The sequence below is a fragment of the uncultured Turicibacter sp. genome, assembly GCF_938044715.1.
GTDB lineage: Bacteria > Bacillota_I > Bacilli_A > MOL361 > Turicibacteraceae > Turicibacter > Turicibacter sanguinis.
Genome location: NZ_CALIOS010000004.1, coordinates 1 through 20,402 on the forward strand (window position 1 = coordinate 1; position 20,402 = coordinate 20,402).

The following is a 20,402-nucleotide window of genomic DNA, read 5'->3' on the forward strand; positions in this document are numbered from 1 at the left end:
TTCTGTATATTTATTTTCAATTAATGTTAATTCTTCGTTAAATTTTTCCTTGCTGACTTTTGTTAAATCGGGATGATGATACGTATGGTTCCCGATAATATGACCGTCATCCACCATTCGTTGTACTAATTCAGGATTTTGTTCCATAAAATGACCTGTAACAAAGAAAATGGCTGGAACATCATATTTTTTTAATACATCCAAGATTAATGGGGTATTTCCATTCTCGTAACCACAATCAAATGTTAAATATAAATCCATCTGATCAGCTGGTGCAATATAAAATGCATCATTATTTCGAACGATATCATCATATTCTTGGCCTGGCCAAGGTTGTTGATGATTTTCACCTTTAGGAATTCCCCAACCAATATTCTTTGCTGAAGCCGTAAAAAATGACCCTAAACAAAGTAATAATGTTAACATTATTGTTCCAAAGTTGAACTTTCTTTTCATTTTTATCACCTCTCATTATCAAAAAGAATTCTATAATAATTTGTCGAATTTCTGCACAATATATACATAAACAACTGATAAATTTTAGCGATAAATTTGATTCATTTATGATGATTCATTTACTATAATGGAATTAAATGTTAAAATCTAATAGTTTTTTAATCAGAAATTATAAACAGGAGGCACACCCGATGGAGCATATCTTTTCTCTCGAATTTCTTAAAAAGCTAAGTGAACAACTCAAAAAACGGGAAATCAAAGGATTACCCGAGCAAATTGCTTTTAACCTCGTGATGGCCATTGTTCCTCTTCTTGTTGTAATTGTTCAACTTGGAACCTATTTATCTTTGAATACAGATTTAGTCGAGTATTTAATCATGGCTTATGCACCCAATGAGTTAAAACTACTTTTAATGAATCTTTTTTCAACAACGTCGACCCCTTCTGGAAATATCTTTTTTCTTATTACAACGGGTATTTCGTTTATGTGGTTAATCTCTAAAGGATTCTACGGAATTGCCGCCGCTGCCAATACCACTTATCAAGTTCCTTATATGAAATTTGCCTATTTAGAACGTATTTTTTCTTTCCTTATTGTTATTTTCATGATTTTATCACTTGCCTTAGTCACAGTATTCGCTTTATTTGGTCAAGGCCTTATCATTTTAATTTTTAAAATTTTAAATATCCATATCCAATCTCATTTACTGCTGATTTTTAATATCATTAAATCACTGATTAGCTTCTTAGGTTATTTTAGCTTCTTTTTATCGCTATTCTATTTAGCACCAAGTATCAAAATGAGAGTGGGTGAAATCATTCCGGGAGCTCTTGTCACCTCAATTGGATGGAGTGTGTCATCAATTGGATTCACCTTCTATGCCAACCATATTGCAAACTATAATAAATTTTATGGGAGCCTATCCGTGATCATCATGCTACTGTTTTGGCTCTTTATTCTCGGATATACCATTATGATTGGCCTGCAAGTGAATTACATTCTTAAACGTGATTATTTCGGTGGCGTTTCCTACGAACAAAAACTTGGAATTTTCAATCGTTTTCGCTATCTATCAAAATGGACAAAATTTGCTCCTACAGAAATATCAGATTCAAAATAATCGCATATCTTTAGCACCTCATGAATAGAATTTAGCAAGACTATTTTGATTACTGAGGTGAAATCATGAAAAAATATTGCCTATCCTTCGCCATGCTCACGCTACTTTTAAGTGCATGCTCACAGGATTCAACGTTATCTAAAGTCTCAACGCCTCAAACCGTCGAGAACTTTATAACCAGTAACACCCTAACCACCACTGACACACCAACAAAAGAGACGACGACTACCACCGAAACACCTGAAGTTTCAACTCCTCAAGAAGAAGTGGCTTTAACATTCGCCACTCAACAAGACTTTGTTGATTACATGTATAAAAAAATTGTGGCCCTCGAAGACACCATTGCACTACTCGATTCTAATCTTTCACAACTATTTGCCGTGAGTACCTCAGAAGATACTTCTGGTTACCAAAGCATTCGTCAAAATTTATTTGATCAAGCCACAAATGAAATGGATAACATGGCGACTTTAACCTTACCTAACACTGAGGTAAAAACGCTACATGATTATGTGCAAAAAGCATATCAATATACCATTAAATCCAAACAAGCAGAATATGATATTTTCAATTCTGAATCACTTGATGCACGCCAACAACTATTAGAAGCTAATTCTGAAAACGAACGCTTAAGTGCCCATTATATTCAATTATCATGGGACGAAATCGATCGCTTATCAACCACAACCATTTATCGTAAATAGAAAAAAGTGAGACTAATTTGTCTCACTTTTTTCTATAGGATGCTTATGATATTTAATCTCACTAATAATCCAAACTAAAACAGGAATGGCTAATTCAAAGATTGGTAAGAGGTAAGTTGGATTTACATTTAAAATCTGATTTAAATTTTCAACTTGGCTTTCTTGGAAATGTGCCCCACATAGACACATTACTACAAGAATAGGCAAAGAAATAATTTTATGATTTATTTTTTTAAAGACTCCATTAATTAAGCTAGTACCGGCATAAAAATAAACACAAATCTTAAAGAAACAAGTGGTCATTAAAATAATAATGGCAAGAGGATCAAGACGTTCAAAAAAGATATTGACTCCGACCATCTTCATCGAGTTAAAGAAGGGATAAACAAAGTTATAAACTAAATCCTCACCTAATATTCCAATATTAAAAATATCTACCATTAAAAGCAAAATGGTTCCGCAAATTAAGGCTGCAAATCCAACCTTTAAAATTTTTGGACTCTGAGCTTTAGGCACTAAAGGGAAAATGACTAAAAAGGCAATCAATTCACCGTAAGGAAAAACAGTGGTTTTATAAATTTCTGGGATTACTTCTTTGAACCCATGTTCTAAAATCGGAAAAAAATGATCAAAATTAAAGATACCTGATGTAAACACCCCTAAAACAAGTGGAATGAAACTGATTAATACCAAATAAAATAACAATTCAGATGCTCGTCCAATCGTATTAAATCCTAACATCATTCCATACCAAATCACTAACGCTAACAATCCAAGAATTAAAAACATGCTAGCGCCTTCCATGACAGTAAATTGAATCATATTACCAGTACTAATCACAATTCGATATCCCATATAAAGAAAATATCCTGAGTAGACTAGCACCACTAGGCTTCCTAAAACCTTTCCAAATACATCTTGAAGAATTAGCGTTAAGGACTGATATCCATGTAAGTAACTAATTCGATGATAAATAACAAATAAAATACTACCCAAAACAGCCGCAATTAACATCACAATCCAAATATTTGGTCCAGATAATCGTCCAACATTACTGAGGGTTGCACTTGCGGTTAAGTATAGAATTAATAGGGTAAACATCTGATTTAAACTAATCCGTGATGTTTTCACACGACTAACCTCCCTTTATTTTTGTTGTAGATTTTGAATATCTCCAACGGATATAATATTAGCTTCTACTTCAACATCAAAGGTCAATGTCGGATAAATGTCTGACCAATACCCTTGCAACTCATGCCATTTTTTTGGATCTTTCATATAAATTTTTGATCCTACTCCAATAATATCACTCTTAAATTCAGTTTGAGTTTTCGTAATGACTTGAATTAAATTTTCCTTCATTGCTTGTGCGATATAGGTTTCAACCGTTGTCAGATTCTCAGGTTTACTTAAGTCAATTGGATATTGATTTTCCATAATATAACCTGATACTTCACATTTAACGGATACCTTATTTTCATCCATATTTGGCTTAATGTCCGTTTTAGTCCCTCGTGCTTCAAACGTAATATTATAGTCATCAACAACGGCATTCACGACATAACGTTCGGCATTATCCATCAAAACATTATAGAACTCTGCCTCATGACTATTTAAATAGCCAACAAACTTATCTTGCTTAAAAGCCGCTAAATAATTAACCTCAAATTGACTAGGGGAATTAACCTCTAAAATATTATCAACATTTTCCCCAGCACTTGGGTCATTACTTTTAATTTCAACACTATTTAAAACGAGCTCTACTCCTCTAGCATTTACCATATTAATCGCATCATATAAGTTATAACTGACTTGTCTTCCGGTACACACATGACACATGTTCGTTAAAGAATTTAACTGATTAATCGGAATCGTCTCGTTTGGAGCTAACGTTGATAAAACCGTTGCAGCCATGGTTTCTTTTGCGACGACTAAGGAAATATTAGGACGAATTTTAACATTGCGAAGAGCAGCATCTAATACATCATTAATGCCATCTTTGGCAATGTTTTCATCAATGACAATCACGCTTAGATGAGGCAAATATAGCACTTTAGAAGTCAAATTTGATAATCGACGATACGACTCAAATATCGTACTCCCCTCAGCTTGAATCGTTACGATTGGAAGTGTATTTTGATGATTACCGGCAATCGAAGTTGGATTAACCACTTGGGCTGTCATCAAATATCCCGTTGATGTTTTATCAATTCCAAGCCCTGCCACAAGTCCAATATTGCTCATTTCAATTTTATGGGCGCATCCGGTTAAACAAAAACACATCATAACTAAGATAAACAACCGTTTCATCTTATACCTCCTCTTCTCGTTTTGGATTTTCTAGATTGTGTTGGACACGATCTGGAGAGTTAAAAATTTTCGGTCTATATTTCATCCAAGAAAGCGGTAAACGAATAAATTGATCTTCTTGATCATGTAAATTAAAAGGCGCAATCGGTGCCATAAAAGGTTGATTAAAGGTCGTTAGACTACATAAATGCAGAATCAGAGCAAGGAATCCAAGGGTAATCCCATATAAACCAAATGCTGCACCGAGTAACATGAACACAAAGCTTAAAATTCGAACCGCATTATTTAAACGAATATTTGATAAAATAAAAGAAGAAATAGCCGTTAATGAACCAATAATAATCACCATCGAGGAAACAAGTCCTGCTTGAACTAACGTTTGTCCGATAATTAATGAACCCACAATGGTCATCGAATCCCCAATGGCTTTTGGTTTACGAACGGAAGCTTCCCGTAAAATTTCAAATAAGGTCATAATGATTAACGTTTCAACAATGGTAGGGAATGGATTGGCACTCCGTTGATCGATAATCGTCACCAGTAAAACGGTTGGAATCATTTCCTGATGATACGTTGAAATCGCGATATAAAGACCTGGAATCAAAATAACAATCATAAACGCTAAGTAACGAAGTAACCGTTCAAACATTGCAATAACCGGACGATTATAGTAATCATCGGCCGTTTGAAACATCATTGGAAAATAAGAGGGGGCAATGATTTGAAACGGTGTATTATCGACCATAATGGCAATCGCACCATGTACAATAGCGGCCGTTACCTTATCGGGGCGCTCGGTTTCAATCAAACGTGGAAAAACGGTCCAATGATGATCTTCAATTAATTGCATCAACTGGCTACTATCCGTGATACAGCTAATATCAATCGCTTCAATTCGTTGCTTTGCAATCTCAACGAATTCTTTATTTACCACCCCTTCAAGATAGACGACAAAGACATCTGTTTGAGAACTTGTTCCGACTTTATACGTATCAAATCGAAGACGTGGGTCCTTAATATGACGACGAACAAGCGCTGTATTCACGCGAATAGTCTCAACAAAAGAATCTTTTGGTCCGCGTGTGGCAATCTCTGTTTCAGGTGCTGTAATGGAGCGCATTTGCCATCCTTTACAGTCAAAGGCCATAAACTGAGCAACCCCATCTAAGATGACAATAATTTGTCCTGTCAATAATTTATCGTATAGATCCGTATAATCTTCGCCGCAACTTGCCGACATCATACTAATACGTGATTGATAAATCGTTTTAAAGGTTTGTAACGGTCGATCTTTTTCTCCACTATCACCTACTAGAGATAAATCAATCATTAAAACACGAACAATAAAATCCTCGGCTTGATTACTATCAATTAACCCATCAATTCCAAGAACAATTCCTTTTAAGCCTGATACGCCTTTTAATTCAAATTCCCGAACAATTAAATCATTAGCATTTCCTAAATCCTGTTTAATTTTTTCTGTATTTTTATCTATCTGCTTAAATAAAGGAATCTTTTTTGGCTGATGCTCAGGGGCTTTTGTATTTTTCTTTCCTTTAAAAACGCGAAAGATATCCATAAAGTTCACCTACTTTTTACATTTAGTCTTATTATTTGAGAATGTCAACCAGTTATACAAAATTAACTTCATAATCACATTTACCTATTTTTGTAAAACTCCTTGAATTTCATTTCACGAGGAACTATAATAAGGACGAAAATCTTAGGAAGGGGGCCTATTATGAATGATAGAATTTCGATAAGGGGGCTCATCACGCAGTTTGACCATTTAAAATTAAAATTAGCTATGCAAGGGATTTTAGTTGGGATAGCCTCTGGATTCATGGTTGTTTTTTATCGAATGATCTTAGAAAAAGCTGAGCATATTAGACAGCTCATCACCTTGAATCAACCATTATGGATGATTGGAGGATGGTTTATTTTATTAGTTCTCGCTGCCCTTTTCGTGGGACGGCTCATGATTAAAGATCCCATGATTTGCGGGTCTGGAATTCCACAAGTGGAAGGGGTGCTTGCTAATAAACTGAATATGAATCCAGTGTCTGTGTTAATTCGTAAATTTATCGGTGGAACCCTTTGTATAGGAGCCGGGTTATCTGTTGGAAGGGAGGGGCCTTCTATTCAACTCGGAGCTGCAACTGCACAGTGGATGAGCCGCCTATTTAAACGCCCAAATATCGAGGAAAAATACCTAATCACAAGTGGTGCTAGTGCAGGACTTGCTGCCGCTTTTAATGCCCCTCTTGCGGGTGTCATGTTTTCACTAGAAGAAGTTCACAAACATTTCTCACCACTCATTCTAGTGTCCGCCATGTCTGCATCACTAACCGCTGACTTTATTTCTAAACACTTTTTTGGATTAAAACCTGTTTTTCAGTTTAATCGACTTGAAACCATTCCACTGACATCTTATGGACTTATCGTTATTCTTGGAATCATAACCGGCTTATGTGGGGTCTTTTATAATAAAATAACGGAAAAAACATTAGATACTTACGACTCTATGACGTGGCTAAAAAAACAATATCGCCCTCTCATTCCCTTTTTAATGGCCGGTGTTTTACTGTTTGTGTTGCCTGAAGTTTTAGGAGGGGGGCACTCACTGGTTGAAAGTTTGACGGAAGGAAATTTTACAATTGCCTTTATTTTGATTTTGTTGATGAGTAAGTTTATTTTTTCAATGATTAGCTTTGGCTCTTCAGTACCAGGAGGCATCTTCTTCCCATTACTCGTGCTCGGAGCTTTAACTGGTGCGCTTTTTGGAAATGTCTTATCTGCTTATTTTGGAATCGATGAACAGTTTATTCAAAATTTTATCATTCTCGCGATGGCCGGTTATTTTACAGCAATTGTCAGAGCCCCTATGACTGGGATTATTTTAATTACTGAGATGACTGGCTCATTTTCACATTTACTGTCACTGTCTTTAATCTCACTCATTTCTTATACAGTAGCTGAATTATTTAGAAGTGAGCCGGTTTATGAAACCCTTCTGCATCGTATTTTAAAAAGCAGTCAAACAGATTCAAATGAGGCCATGTGTGAAACCAAAACCTTGCTCGAAGTCCCTATTTTCTTCGATTCTTTTATTGATGGAAAATGTGTGAAGGATTTGGCGTTGCCTGAAAATTGTTTGCTAGTCAGTGTGAAGCGAGGAAATGAGGAGATTATTCCAAGGGGAAATACGCTGCTCCATTCTGGCGATATTTTAATTGTCTTGGTAAGTGAATCGGTAGCGGGAACGATTAGAGATGACCTTCTCACCTACTGTGATTCCACTCATATTAAAACGGCGTGAAAAATTTTCACGCCGTTTTGATTAATTTTCATAAAATCATCCATAACAAACTCACAAACTAAAAAAGGAGTGAGTTATGATGATTCTTTACTTAAAAAACTATGAATTCAAAACAATTGCTCACAAGCTTGGGCTCATATACATCCTAAATATTATCGATTTAATGCTTGGGATGATTTTATTTAACGCTAACTTTCAGCCTGCTACGAACGGATTCAACGCCATTTTATTCGGAAATCCTTTCGGTATTATCTTTCTTAAAATCCTTCTACCTGTTGGACTCCTTGGATACCTCCTCTATCGGATCCAACAAATCGATGATCGCCGGATTCTGCGCCTCATCAATTTGACCATTAGTTTAATTCTAATCTTCTTCTTAATCACAAACCTCGTTCATCTAAGTAACTGGATTAATACGTCATTCATCTAAATGATGGCTTGAGTCGTCCTGATCTTTTACTAAATCGTAACAAGACGATAAAAAAAGTCGCTCAAACTTTGAGCGACTTTTTTAATTTGAACTACGTTTTCTTAACTTATTGAATCTTTCCTCTAAATGAACAGCATTTAACGTTAATAAAACGGTCAACACTAACATAAGCATACATAAACCTAAACCAATTAATAGGTACATCGTTCTCCCCCACTTTCCTACGACAAATTATACCAAAATCAGTTTTATTTTTCAAAAATAATTAATGACTAACTATCTGCTCAAATTGAGTCAAATAAAAAACTCGCAAGCTTTTGCTCACGAGTTCTACTGACTCATATAATTTTCTATTTCAACCCACGACGCCGCGTTCCAATCTTTATTAGCAATCGCATCCTTATCAAAACTTAATAACATGACTTCTCCAACTGGATTTTCAATACTTGTAAAACGATTGTCAAGGTAGAGAATATCTAGCTGTTTAAGCTCACTGACATGCTCCATCTTTGAAATATCACGTAACAACTTTAACGTTTGTTTGTAAATTCGGCTTGTCATTTCATTTCTTGGATAATAATTCAACGCCATCTTAGGAATGACCTCAAACGTTAAACTCGCGATGCCACCTTCAAGCAAGACCGTTGTTTCGCACCCGACGACAAATCTTGAAACCCATTCTAATTCCGCAACCAAAGGATCAACTACGTCTTCAACTTCAACAGGCACAATCACTGGATTACTCACCAAAAGGTCCTCTTGAACCAGTTCAGTCACCATTGAACGATTCTGTTGAAATGGTGCACTAATCATCGTAATAACCCATATCCCTCCACGATAAATACCGTATCCTAACAGCCCAATCAATATGATAAAGACGATACAAGCTATCGTAAATCGTCGTGGATTAACAATTCTCATCCTAATACTCTCCTATATTTTATTTATTTTTACTAATTATAACAGATTTTCTACTATTTAAATACACTTTTAAATAATTGCAAACTCAACTTCACAATCCCCAAACTGCCCGCTTCTAATCATCACATCCCCCATTCCCTTACCTGTCGTTTTCACATAAATCGCAGCTGCTCCTCCAACAATGGCTGGTGCATGACCAACCAATTCAATCGGACCTAGCGTTTCAACTCTTAAACTATCAAATGCATACGGCAACACATTCCCATTCTCACACCTCACCTGAACCACAATTCGATTTATCTCATACGTCTCATGAAGAGGCACCACCTCATAATCAGCCTTTGCCACCAACCTTGGATTTCTCACTGATCCCAAACACTTCGTCTTCACCAACTGTCCGCCTTTATATCCTGCTAGTCGATACACCGTGTGCGAATCTTTGAGATTTCCGACATACTTTCCATACATCCCCATCTCTTCTTCAACACTAATTCCATATCGAAGGATGGCAATCGCCATTCGTAACTTATAGCGAGGTGGTAAATTCATGCCATGCATCGAAGATGCCATCAACACCTTTTTAACATTATCCGCATCCCACTTCGTCATTCCTTCCTCTTCCTGAAGCATATCTCCAATCAAATCATCAATTAAAATAGGAGGATGCTTCAAATACTTAAACTCCCTGTGATTTGGATAAAATCCTTTAATTAACACATCATTCTTAAATAAATTTACATAATCACAATTTGTAAACACATAAATCGGACCGAGTATCCCACCAGCATGCTCCCCAATATTAAAGCTTGTTCCGACCTCCATAACGGGAATCTTTTCTTGCTGTGAAGCATAAACAAAAGCTGACAACTTTGGAATGCGATTAAAATCAAGCACCCCGTGATAACACATGCCATCGCCACTTCCAAACTCCATATGCGTTGGATAATCAAACAAACAGCATCCAATAGCTCCACTTATTCGTTTACTTCCCATCATCTTATTCATCACTTTAACATGACGCATCGCCTGCTCTAATCGCTGTTCCTCATTATCATAACGTTTCGTCGGATACATATGACCGGTATGGGCACTGACTAAATAAGGAATCTTCGAATCCTTTACCACCTTTTTCGTACTTAAAAGTGGAGCATTTGAAAAATCATCAAACGTGTAAACATCTTCAAATAATTGAGGATGCCCAAACTGACCTCCACCTCCTGTTTGACGAGTCGGATCCAGGTCATGAGCCAGTAGATTGGCCTTTGTATAAAGGGACTCGTCATCAGATGAATCATTAACTCCCACTCCCCAAAGCACAATGCTTGGATGATTTCGGTCCCTTAAAATCATATCCTGAACATTTTGAAGCATTAAATAGTGCCATGATTCACTCTCACCAATAGATTGCCAGCCTGGAACTTCCTCAAAAACTAATAATCCTAGTTCATCACAACGATTTAAAAAATGTTTCGACTGCGGGTAATGAGACGTTCGTACCATATTCAACCCGAGTTCCTGCTTCAAAATTTCTGCATCACGCTCTTGTAATAATCTTGGCATCGCATCCCCAACACCGGGGTAACACTGATGGCGACTTAATCCAACCAATTTCACTAATTGATCATTTAAATAAAAGCCATCACTTCTAAACTGTGCATCTCGAAATCCAAAACGAGTTGACGCCACATCTATGACTTCATCTCCTTTTTTCAATCGAACCTCAACCGTATATAAATAAGGATGCTCTAAATCCCAAAGCTTTGCCTGCTTCATCAACGTCGTTAAATGAACCACCTTCTGATTTAAAATAGGTACCTGTATCGCACGAACAACATTTTTTTCATACGAGATTATGACATCAAGTTTATCAACTGACGTTGTCGATGATAACGTCACATCGACGTCAATAACCTTACTTGCTGATCCGCGTACAAAAATATCTTCAATGTAAACAGATGAGACCCGCTTCAAATAAACTTCCCGATACATCCCCGCATAAGTTAAATAATCAATCACGCCTCCAAACGGTGGAATATGCGCTTGCTCGGCACCATCGACCTCTACCTTAATCTCGATATCACCTGAGGGAATTTCGACCTCAAATGGCGTATAGCCACCCTCATGATGAAAAATCAGCTCATCATTCATAAAGACTTTGGCCGTTGTCGCCACCCCATCGAATGTTAGGAAAAAACGTTCTCCTTTAAACCTTGGCGCAAGGCTCAATGATTTACGATAAAGACTCTTGAATTGGTATGCCTTTGCGTCTAAGTAATTAGGCGGCATCATCGTATGAGTATGAGGAATTTTCACCAATTCCTCTTCATGTCCATCATATGAAAAATACCAATCATCTAGAAATTCGACTATTCTCATCAGCATATCCCTCAAACTTCATTTTAATATCTAGTCTTATTCTAACCGTTCGTCCGTATTTTAAATCAAATATAAATTAAAAAGACCAATCTTTACGACTGGTCCTTTTCTATATTCAATTAAGCGATGAAATTAATCATATCTTGGATTGATTTTGATCCGAATGTTACCTTTTCATCGTTGATGATCATACATGGTACTGACATGACTTTGTGTTTTGTTTTTAATTCTGGGAAGTTTGCGATGTCTAACATTTCTGTTTCAACGTTTGGATTTTCAATCGCAATACGTTGTGCTCCGACTACAACGTCTGGGCATAAGTGGCATGATAATGACACGGCAACTTTAATGTTAACTTTTTTATCGATTCCTTTGATTGCTTCTAAAACAGATGCATCTAATGCTTGTCCTGGTCCAGCTAAGTTATAAATAGCTAATAAGAATGAGTTTAACTCATGTCCACCAGGTACTCCGTGGAATTTAACTCCTGAATATTCTCCATCTTTATTTAATAAGGCAACAACTGGATATTTATCAGCATTTACTTTTTCTTCTAGAGCTTGGTCTTCACCTTTAGTTTTCACGACTGCTTCTAACTTATCACCTAAGTTTGCAATATCGATCACAAGGTCACGTAACTCGATTGATTTTTCGTTAGATGGATCCACGATTGTGACTAAAGTGACGTTATTTTCCATACGACTTAAAACGGTTCCGATTTGTTCACGTAAGGCATCATTTAATAAAGCTGAACGTCCTCCAACTGGAGCCGCTTTTGGCGCTTCAGGTTGTTTAACTTCTTGTTTAGGAGCCTCTTCTACAACTTCTTCTTCAACAATTCCTAAACGTTCTTTTTCATGAGCTACGTATTTTTCAGCTTCTAAAGAAGCGATGGCTCCATCAGATACAGCTGTTACAATTTGACGTAACATTTTTGGACGTAAGTCTCCGGCTGCATAAACTCCTTCTACACTTGTGTGCATATTTTCATCCGTGATGATATATCCTTGACGGTCCATATCAACTAAACCATTAAATACTTTTGTTTGTGGCACGTATCCTGCAAAGATGAAGATTCCAAAAGTTCCATCCTCTTCTGACGCTACATGTTCAAAAGTTTCTCCAGTTTGATTATTGATGAATTTTACTCGACGTAATAATTCGTCCCCAGTCGCTTCTACTACTTCAGTGTTGAATTTAACTTCAATTTTTGGATGAGCTAATACTTTATCAGCGATTGTTTTTGCACAAGTGAATTCAGGTTCACGGGCGATAACTGTTACTTTACGAGCGAAACGAGTTAAGAAAATCGCTTCTTCAGCTGCTGCAAATCCAGCACCAATCACGAATACTTCTAAACCTGTATAGAACTCACCATCACAAGTTGCACAATATGCTACCCCACGTCCACGATATTCTGCTTCACCTGGGAATCCAAGTTGGCGTGGAGTTGCTCCAGTTGCGATAATCACTGAACGCGTTTGGAAATCACCATTTGTTGTTTTTAAAACCTTAACTTCACCTTCTAAGTTGGCTTCTAAAACTTCAGCTTGAGTAAATTTCACACCGAAATCTTCAGCTTGCTTATGCATTTCTTCCATTAACTTTGGTCCTGTTGTATGACGTACCCCTGGGTAGTTGACGATTTCATTTGTTGTTTTCGCTTGTCCCCCAGCAGAACCTTGCTCTAACACTAACGTTTTCATTTTCGCACGTCCAGAATAAATCCCAGCAGACATCCCAGCTGCTCCAGCACCAATAATAATAACATCATAAATTGTTTTATTCATTTTTATTTCCTCCTTATAATTCTTCTCTTCTTATAGTTATTGTGATTAAACGTAGTGAAACCAAGAGGGAGTTTTATAGCTATTCTTGGCGAGATTTTTTGAGCTTTAGAATAGCTTAATCCTTTAGGGAATCCCGGAGATTTAAAATTTCTGTTGAACTCGTTCAACTTAGAAATTTTTCTCTGGGGATATTTCCTCCATTATCCACATTTACATTCTCTTATCTTAAATGATGAGTCGCACACCTCTTCATTTAAATGCTTCTTTATCTTTTCGTTATTATAAATAACGATCAAAGGGACTTAAATCAGTTCCTCTCATCACACATTTATAATGAATATTACAATATTATACAATTTTATTGAAATCATTTTCTATTAGTATATTTATAAGAATAAGGAGGAAATCTCCTTATTCTTATAAAATGTTACTAACCTCTTGATTTACCTAGCCTGATTATAGCTTTGTTTTATACATCACCTATCAGGACTTTGTATAAAGGCCTATCTACCAATCCAGCTTCAAGCAGCAGTTTCTCTATAAAGTCTACTACTATCTGCTGACTCAAACCCCGAGTCAACGATAGCAGAAACGACTTTTACAATTACTAGCTAAGTGTAGCGAAGCTTAGTAAAAAGTTATCCTTTAGGGTTCTGCGTGTGTTAAGCGCCAATCTCAGCTTTTTATAATCAATCTAGTTTCATCGAGCAACATCTCTATAAAGTTCTTCTCCCTCTCCTTGTTCACAATTCGAACAATCCGGTGAGAATTCACTTTTACAAGATGATAACCGCTCGACTCAACCTTTTTTCTTATAGCTTACCTACTAAGTCTAAGCTTGGTGTTAATGTTTCTTGTCCTGGTTTCCATTTTGCAGGGCAAACTTGGTCTCCGTGAGCAGCTACGAATTGAGCAGCTTGTACTTTGCGGAATAATTCGTCTGCATCACGTCCGATTCCATTGTCATGGATTTCGTAAGCTTTGATAACACCTTCTGGGTTAACAACGAAGCTTCCGCGTAAAGCCATACCTTCTTCTTCGATCATAACTCCGAATGCACGAGTTAATTTTCCAGTTGGGTCAGCTAACATTGGATATTGAATTTTAGCGATTGTTTCAGATGCATCAGCCCATGCTTTGTGAACAAAATGAGTATCTGTTGAGACAGAGTAGATTTCGCATCCTGCTTCTTTGAACTCAGCATATTTATCTGCTAAATCTCCTAATTCAGTTGGACAAACGAAAGTGAAATCTGCTGGATAGAATACATAAACAGCCCATTTTCCTTTAGCTGCTTCAGCAGTGAATTCTTTGAACTCCCCGTTTTGATAACCTTGTAATTTGTAATCCATAATTTGAGTACCGATTAATGACATTTTACATTCCTCCTCTAAAATAGAAACAGTAATCATTACTGATATTAGTATTATAGGCTTTGATTTCTTAAAAGTCAATATGATTTCAAAAAAATTTAAAGCTTTTTATTTGACCTAAATACCCTTGATTATTATGACCCCGTCAAAGTTGTCTATACTCAATTATCTAATAACAAAAAAATGAAAAGAATTTAGACTCATTCTAAACTCTTTTCATTTAAGTTTCTTATCTATTCTTTTTTTACTTTAAGCCAATTTAAAATTTCTTTATTGACATTCGTTAACTCTTCAATTGCTTTAGCCATTTGATAATTTTCTTTTTCAACTTGTACCATCCAATCTAAAATCTCTGCTAGCCCTAAAAAAAGAATAATGACTACCATCATTCCAAATCCAATCATACTTGCCATCATTAAATCTTCTTCATGAAGAATTTGATTGAGTATCAGAATCAATCCAAACAAAGACCCTCCAATAGCTAAAACTCGCAAACTATTAGCATATGAGCTTAACATAAAAAAAGAGTTTCTCGTTAATTTATCTGCTGGTACGACATATGCCGTCTTTTTTTCACCACATGCCTGACAAAAATTCGCTTTTTGTCTATTTAATTTTGCACACTTTTCACAGCTCCACTTCATTAAATATCCTCCAATCATACTAAATTTACCACTCTTATTCTCGAATGTCTACTACTAGATTGAAGAATATTTTCACCTAAAAAAAACGTATAAAAAAAACTAGAACTCGAATCAATCCGTTCTAGTTTTTTTCTACTCGTTCTAAATAAACCAAGTAACGTTGCGAATTCTTTCCATAAGGATGACACGTCATTAAAGTCACTAAATCGCGTCCATCTTGAATTAAAACTTTATCAATTTCATCTGGCCATACAATTTCAATATCCACCACTTCATAAGTAATCGTTTCCCATAAATTCGTAATACTAATCTCATCACCATACGTTAATCGGTTAATATTTTTAAATAACGTCTTTCCTCTCCATCCTCGATGCGCAGCAATAACCGTATTTCGATTCTCACCCCCAAGAGGTAAAGAAGTTTGAGATAAATGGACAGCACCTTTTTCTAAGTTATCTGGATTTGCGCCTAAATAAATCGGCAACTCAATCTCCATTTTAGGAATCGTGACATAACCAATCAAGTTATCAGCAAAACCATACTTTCTTAAATCAAAACTACTTTGTTCATACGAGAAAGGATCCACTAATTCAGCTTGTTTATTTTGATAAATCTGCTCATTATAGGCTTCCATCTCTTCGCGTAATAACTCAATGCTACTCTTCTCTATCGCAGCATCTGACTCTTCGCTCTCTTGTCGTTGTAATTTAAAAGTTTCAATGGATTGTTCCATCTGAACCTCACTTACAAAACCATTCACAAATGGATAACAAAAAATAACCAACCCTACAATAAAAAGACTTAAAAATAATATTTTTTTCATCCATCATCACCCTCTTCTTCGAATGATGAACACTACAAAGCCAACTACCACCACACCTAATCCCATGAAAATTGGCCCATAATTCACCTGAGAAGTCGTTGATATTGGCTCTTCAGTCTCTGCTAAACTTGGCATCGTCGTTGAAACCTCAGTCGTTTTACTCTCAGGTTCCACATAAGGAACTCGTGTTCCTCGAACTAAAAGGCGGTGTGTATTAATGCCATATGGCGTACAAGTCACTAACGTGACATAGTCCTGTCCCGCTTCAATACTCAAATCATCCGTCTCTTCTGGCAGTACCACTTTAATTTGATCGACTTCGTACGCCAATACTTCATCAAGCGAATGAATATAAAATTGATCCCCGACCACAACTTTCGTTAAATCCGTCAACAATTTTGCCTTCGGTAACCCGGTATGACCTGTCAAAACAGCATGCGTACTTCGCCCCCCAACCGGTAGCGACGTCTTATCCATATGACCGATTCCCTTTTGAAGAACCGCATCACTTGTTCCATGATAAATGGGTAAATAAACATCAATAGAAGGAATTTCAATATACGCCATCACTTCTCCGACATTCAATAAATCCAAATAACTAATCCCTTCAATTACTTCATCCGACTCTCCCGATAGTTGATTATTATAACTAACGGCCTGTTCGCGCTCAATCTGAATCTCATCTAGACTCATATTTGAAACCGTCGATTGATACGTTGAAATAACACGAGACTGCGTAAATAAAGCTAACACATTACTCACAGTCGGATAGAGCATAATTCCAATCCCTACAATAAAAAGCAAAACAAAAATCCACTGCTTCTTCATGATCGACAACCTTTCACCTTCAAAAAAAGGGACAGCTGCACTGTCCCTAGTTTATTCTTCTTATTTAGACTCTTTACGTTTAGAAGCAACGTAAGCTCCACTAGCAAGTGCCATTAAAGATAACCCACCAATTGTAAAAATAACAGTTCCCATACCACCAGTTGCAGGTAATTGGAATCCTTTATTATTTAAAACCGTAATTTCAAAATAACCTGTTTCGTTATTATAGTTTAAGTCTTTAGAGTCAGCTGTTGCTGTCACTGAGGCTAAATCTTTTCCATTATTTTCGTATGTCGCAGTAATTGTAATGTTAATTGGTGATTTTAATAAATTATAACCATTTGGTGCTTTTACCTCTGTTAACACATAATTCCCCGCTGCTAAACCAGTAAAGTTAATCACACCATCAACTGTTTTAAATGTTGTACATTTAGGTGTTGCTTCATCATTACATAATTTAAATTCTGCATCATCTAACAATGTACCTGCATTATCTTTTTTCGTTAAATTTAATCCAAATGTATAAACTTTTGGGTCAGTTTCAGGTTTAGTTGGTTTTGTTTCACTATCTGTTCCAGTTGAAGTTGAATAATCTAATACAACATCATTTTTATTTCCGTCAGTCCCTACAACAGCATTCTCATTCAATGTTGTTTTATAAGTAACCACAACATCCTTTAAAGCTGTTAATTTAGCTGGGACTAAAATCACTTTAATCACTTGACCTTCGACTGATAATGTATAGTCAGTATCTTTTTCTAATGGGTTTCCATTGTGTGTAACAACTAGGCTATCAGCTGTATAAGTTAATCCATCACTTAATGTATCAGTGATAGTGAAAGTTTTTAAATCCTTAATAGTTGACGGAACAGTAGCAGTAACTTTCCAAGAAACAGTGTCTCCAATATTAGCACTTAAATCTCCATTTACTACTTTATCGACTGTAGGTTTTTCATTTGTAACTTTGATATTTAAAGATGAACTTTGAGATCCATTATAAACATATTCTAATTGGTTATTCGCTTCATTCCAAACCACTTCAAATTCATAATTTTTTGTTTTATCAACGATATATCCTTCTGGTGCAGCGGTCTCAACAAAATGGTATTTACCACGAGTTAGGTTAGCTACTGAAATTTGACCCTTACCATCTGTCACTAATGCTTCTGCTTCTTCTACAACACTCCAAGAACCATCAGCATTTTGTTTTTCTAATTTAAATGTTGCTCCTGGTAAAACAACTTGTTCAGCATTACCAACTTTACCGTATTTCGTTAAAGTTAATCCACTTTGAGTTGTTGATGTTACGTTTTTAGGGTTTGCAACTACATCATATACCCATTCAGTTCCTGCTTCATTTGTCATTGGAATAGATACAAAGAAAGGAGCAGAAGGTGTTACAACTTGATCAGGATAAGCCGTTTCATCAACAAAATAATATCCTAATGTTAAATTAGAAAATACAGCTTGTCCTAAATCATTAGTTGTTTTTGAAGTACTCTTAACACTACTATTAGAACTAATAAATGTTTTTAACTTCCCAGCTAGATTTTCAAGATCTTCTCCATCCATTTGAGTTACATTTTTAACTGTTAAACCATTATCAGTAAAAAATGATTCAAATTCACTCACAATGCTATAAGTAATATTACCTGATGCATCACTACCAATATTAAACACTTTATACGCTGTAAACGTAACCCCCTCAATCGGTATTTTAATCTCTTCATTGTCCTCAGTATCAGGATCATCCTCTTGATATTTACTATCATACTTATTAATCGTTAATGTCCCTGTCTTTGACCCATCAATCACAGGTGATTTGTCTGTCGTTTCCGCAAAAACACTTGTTGGGATCATCGTTAATAATAAGGCTAAGCTCATCATTACAGCAAAACACTTTTTCAATACATTACATCGCTTCATCAAATTCCCTCACTTTTTTATAATTTAGCGGAACGTTTGTTTTTACGTTCTGCTCTTATATATAAAGAGATAGCTAGCCCGCTTAAAGCTGATCCCCCTATCATAAACATTGTGATTCCTTTTCCACCCGTTGCCGGTAGATTTTCAAAAATTCCATTCTTATGATTCGTCACCTTGATTGTAATAATTGGTCGATGCTCTTCACTAGTTGATGTTTCAAACGTCACACCATTTGGCTTACTTACTGTTGTTACATCATACGGAATATTGAATTCAATTACAGAATCCAGTAACTGATAGTTTTCATTTGTCTTCGTCTCAGTTAAACAATAACGTCCAACCAATAAATCAGTTATTTGAACCTGACCATTAGAAACCGTCGTTAATTTTTGACCCTCAGTCCAAGATCCATCAGCATTTTGCTTTTGAAGCAAAAATTCGACATCCTTTAAAGCAATATTATCTTTATCTGTCTTCTCAATATTTAATGTCCCTTGAATCAACGTATTAGTAATCGTAAACGTATCCTCACTATATGATGTCACATAATTAGATAACTCTGTGACCTCTTTAACTGAGTAAACACATTCTCGATTATCTGCACACATCTTTGGAAGTTTACTCCATGTATACTTCCAATCATCAGACGCCTTTAATTCAACCGGATCACCGAATGTAGTATCACCTTGATATAATTGCACCCAAATATTCTCACGGAACTCATCTCCATTATCAACCCATACTTTTTCAACCGTTTTAGATATCGTTTTTAAAGTATTTTTTATTGTTAACGAATCAACATAACTCACTTCATACCCGTAAGGTACAGTTTCCTCTTTAACTGAATAACTACATGCTCGATTCTCTTCACACATCGTTGGCAGGTCAGGCCATGTATACGTCCAATTTGCTGTGACATCTTCTGATCCACTTACTTCTACAGAATCACCAATTTTAGTCGTACCATTTTCATATAACTGCACGGAAATACTTTCTGGACGAAGACCATATTGATTATTTTCATCATCCCACACTTTAGTCGCTGTCACAGATGTAGTAGGATTAATTAAAGTAACTTTTCCGTTATTTCCAAGTAATGTCGTCATAAGTCTTGTATCTGTATTTAAATTCATACTTGTATAATAATCAGCAGTCGACGTCACATTATTCTCTTTAGAATCTGTATGACTATATCCATTTAGGTAATATGGATTGTCTGATGCAGCCGTAAACGTGGCAGTAGTTAACGGAGTTTTAGTTACTTCGTTAAATGCATTAGTATAATACGTTCCTGGACTTACATCTGATTTTAATCCTACTGTGTAAATCAGACGAATAGGTAATGCGGATACAAAATTACCATTAGCATCTTTTGTAATAA

18 protein-coding genes are annotated in these 20,402 nt (G+C 36.0%); 4 read left to right on the forward strand and 14 right to left on the reverse strand.

What is annotated here, in order from left to right; all coding sequences use genetic code 11:
- Positions 1–456, reverse strand: a 456-nt coding sequence (locus tag QWC74_RS00515) for a polysaccharide deacetylase family protein (protein WP_288993781.1), incomplete at its 3' end; no start/stop codon positions are given.
- 191 nt (positions 457–647) lie between these two features.
- Between QWC74_RS00515 and QWC74_RS00520 the strand changes: the two genes are divergently transcribed.
- Together QWC74_RS00520 and QWC74_RS00525 are read left to right on the forward strand one after the other, a co-directional pair.
- Entirely contained in the window at positions 648–1,577 is a 930-nt protein-coding gene (locus tag QWC74_RS00520) for a YihY/virulence factor BrkB family protein (RefSeq protein WP_006783448.1), read from the forward strand.
- A 65-nt stretch (positions 1,578–1,642) separates the two neighbouring features.
- Positions 1,643–2,281 (forward strand): hypothetical protein, encoded by a 639-nt coding sequence (locus tag QWC74_RS00525; protein WP_006783449.1) that lies wholly within the window; start codon positions 1,643–1,645, stop codon positions 2,279–2,281.
- A 12-nt stretch (positions 2,282–2,293) separates the two neighbouring features.
- Here the strand turns inward: QWC74_RS00525 and QWC74_RS00530 are convergent, their stop codons facing one another.
- Genes QWC74_RS00530 through QWC74_RS00540 form a run of 3 tightly spaced genes read right to left on the reverse strand, consistent with a single transcriptional unit; the run spans position 2,294 to position 6,170 of the window.
- A complete protein-coding gene (locus QWC74_RS00530) occupies positions 2,294–3,412 on the reverse strand; it encodes an endospore germination permease (protein ID WP_006783450.1) in 1,119 nt (372 codons plus the stop codon).
- A gap of 15 nt (positions 3,413–3,427) precedes the next feature.
- Positions 3,428–4,591, reverse strand: coding sequence for a Ger(x)C family spore germination protein (locus QWC74_RS00535; RefSeq protein WP_006783451.1), 1,164 nt, complete (start codon positions 4,589–4,591; stop codon positions 3,428–3,430).
- 1 nt (position 4,592) lies between these two features.
- Positions 4,593–6,170, reverse strand: a complete 1,578-nt coding sequence (locus QWC74_RS00540) for a spore germination protein (RefSeq protein ID WP_006783452.1) — start codon at positions 6,168–6,170, stop codon at positions 4,593–4,595.
- Positions 6,171–6,332: 162 nt separating this feature from the next.
- On the opposite strand from QWC74_RS00540, the gene QWC74_RS00545 reads away from it, so the two are divergent.
- Both QWC74_RS00545 and QWC74_RS00550 read left to right on the forward strand, forming a co-directional pair.
- Positions 6,333–7,910, forward strand: coding sequence for a ClC family H(+)/Cl(-) exchange transporter (locus tag QWC74_RS00545; RefSeq protein WP_006783453.1), 1,578 nt, complete (start codon positions 6,333–6,335; stop codon positions 7,908–7,910).
- 79 nt (positions 7,911–7,989) lie between these two features.
- A complete protein-coding gene (locus QWC74_RS00550) occupies positions 7,990–8,340 on the forward strand; it encodes a hypothetical protein (RefSeq protein ID WP_040763657.1) in 351 nt (116 codons plus the stop codon).
- 81 nt (positions 8,341–8,421) lie between these two features.
- Here the strand turns inward: QWC74_RS00550 and QWC74_RS00555 are convergent, their stop codons facing one another.
- The 10 genes from QWC74_RS00555 to QWC74_RS00600 form a co-directional block, all read right to left on the reverse strand.
- Positions 8,422–8,544, reverse strand: a complete 123-nt coding sequence (locus QWC74_RS00555) for a hypothetical protein (RefSeq protein WP_006783455.1) — start codon at positions 8,542–8,544, stop codon at positions 8,422–8,424.
- A 126-nt stretch (positions 8,545–8,670) separates the two neighbouring features.
- Complete coding sequence (locus QWC74_RS00560) at positions 8,671–9,261, reverse strand: hypothetical protein (protein ID WP_006783456.1); 591 nt, start codon at positions 9,259–9,261, stop codon at positions 8,671–8,673.
- A gap of 69 nt (positions 9,262–9,330) precedes the next feature.
- Positions 9,331–11,637, reverse strand: a complete 2,307-nt coding sequence (locus tag QWC74_RS00565) for a glycoside hydrolase family 2 protein (RefSeq protein WP_006783457.1) — start codon at positions 11,635–11,637, stop codon at positions 9,331–9,333.
- A 119-nt stretch (positions 11,638–11,756) separates the two neighbouring features.
- Positions 11,757–13,427, reverse strand: coding sequence for an FAD-dependent oxidoreductase (locus QWC74_RS00570; protein WP_006783458.1), 1,671 nt, complete (start codon positions 13,425–13,427; stop codon positions 11,757–11,759).
- A gap of 812 nt (positions 13,428–14,239) precedes the next feature.
- Entirely contained in the window at positions 14,240–14,803 is a 564-nt protein-coding gene (ahpC, locus tag QWC74_RS00575; protein WP_006783459.1) for an alkyl hydroperoxide reductase subunit C, read from the reverse strand.
- A gap of 230 nt (positions 14,804–15,033) precedes the next feature.
- Complete coding sequence (locus QWC74_RS00580) at positions 15,034–15,444, reverse strand: zinc ribbon domain-containing protein (protein ID WP_006783460.1); 411 nt, start codon at positions 15,442–15,444, stop codon at positions 15,034–15,036.
- Positions 15,445–15,565: 121 nt separating this feature from the next.
- A complete protein-coding gene (locus tag QWC74_RS00585) occupies positions 15,566–16,267 on the reverse strand; it encodes a class C sortase (protein WP_006783461.1) in 702 nt (233 codons plus the stop codon).
- 6 nt (positions 16,268–16,273) lie between these two features.
- Positions 16,274–17,095: a class C sortase gene (locus QWC74_RS00590; protein ID WP_006783462.1), complete on the reverse strand. Its 822-nt coding sequence runs from the start codon at positions 17,093–17,095 to the stop codon at positions 16,274–16,276.
- 60 nt (positions 17,096–17,155) lie between these two features.
- Entirely contained in the window at positions 17,156–19,021 is a 1,866-nt protein-coding gene (locus QWC74_RS00595) for a SpaH/EbpB family LPXTG-anchored major pilin (RefSeq protein ID WP_006783463.1), read from the reverse strand.
- A gap of 17 nt (positions 19,022–19,038) precedes the next feature.
- The coding region (locus tag QWC74_RS00600) for a Cna B-type domain-containing protein (protein ID WP_288993786.1) at positions 19,039–20,402 on the reverse strand (1,364 nt) is incomplete at its 5' end.

Bases quoted from the DNA above. Each gene is read 5' to 3' on its own strand.
- QWC74_RS00520 (WP_006783448.1), top strand. From the start codon at position 648: ATGGAGCATATCTTTTCTCTCGAATTTCTTAAAAAGCTAAGTGAACAA.
- QWC74_RS00525 (WP_006783449.1), top strand. From the start codon at position 1,643: ATGAAAAAATATTGCCTATCCTTCGCCATGCTCACGCTACTTTTAAGT.
- QWC74_RS00535 (WP_006783451.1), bottom strand. From the start codon at position 4,591: ATGAAACGGTTGTTTATCTTAGTTATGATGTGTTTTTGTTTAACCGGA.
- QWC74_RS00540 (WP_006783452.1), bottom strand. From the start codon at position 6,170: ATGGATATCTTTCGCGTTTTTAAAGGAAAGAAAAATACAAAAGCCCCT.
- QWC74_RS00545 (WP_006783453.1), top strand. From the start codon at position 6,333: ATGAATGATAGAATTTCGATAAGGGGGCTCATCACGCAGTTTGACCAT.
- QWC74_RS00550 (WP_040763657.1), top strand. From the start codon at position 7,990: ATGATTCTTTACTTAAAAAACTATGAATTCAAAACAATTGCTCACAAG.
- QWC74_RS00555 (WP_006783455.1), bottom strand. From the start codon at position 8,544: ATGTACCTATTAATTGGTTTAGGTTTATGTATGCTTATGTTAGTGTTG.
- QWC74_RS00560 (WP_006783456.1), bottom strand. From the start codon at position 9,261: ATGAGAATTGTTAATCCACGACGATTTACGATAGCTTGTATCGTCTTT.
- QWC74_RS00565 (WP_006783457.1), bottom strand. From the start codon at position 11,637: ATGAGAATAGTCGAATTTCTAGATGATTGGTATTTTTCATATGATGGA.
- QWC74_RS00570 (WP_006783458.1), bottom strand. From the start codon at position 13,427: ATGAATAAAACAATTTATGATGTTATTATTATTGGTGCTGGAGCAGCT.
- ahpC (WP_006783459.1), bottom strand. From the start codon at position 14,803: ATGTCATTAATCGGTACTCAAATTATGGATTACAAATTACAAGGTTAT.
- QWC74_RS00580 (WP_006783460.1), bottom strand. From the start codon at position 15,444: ATGAAGTGGAGCTGTGAAAAGTGTGCAAAATTAAATAGACAAAAAGCG.
- QWC74_RS00585 (WP_006783461.1), bottom strand. From the start codon at position 16,267: ATGAAAAAAATATTATTTTTAAGTCTTTTTATTGTAGGGTTGGTTATT.
- QWC74_RS00590 (WP_006783462.1), bottom strand. From the start codon at position 17,095: ATGAAGAAGCAGTGGATTTTTGTTTTGCTTTTTATTGTAGGGATTGGA.
- QWC74_RS00595 (WP_006783463.1), bottom strand. From the start codon at position 19,021: ATGAAGCGATGTAATGTATTGAAAAAGTGTTTTGCTGTAATGATGAGC.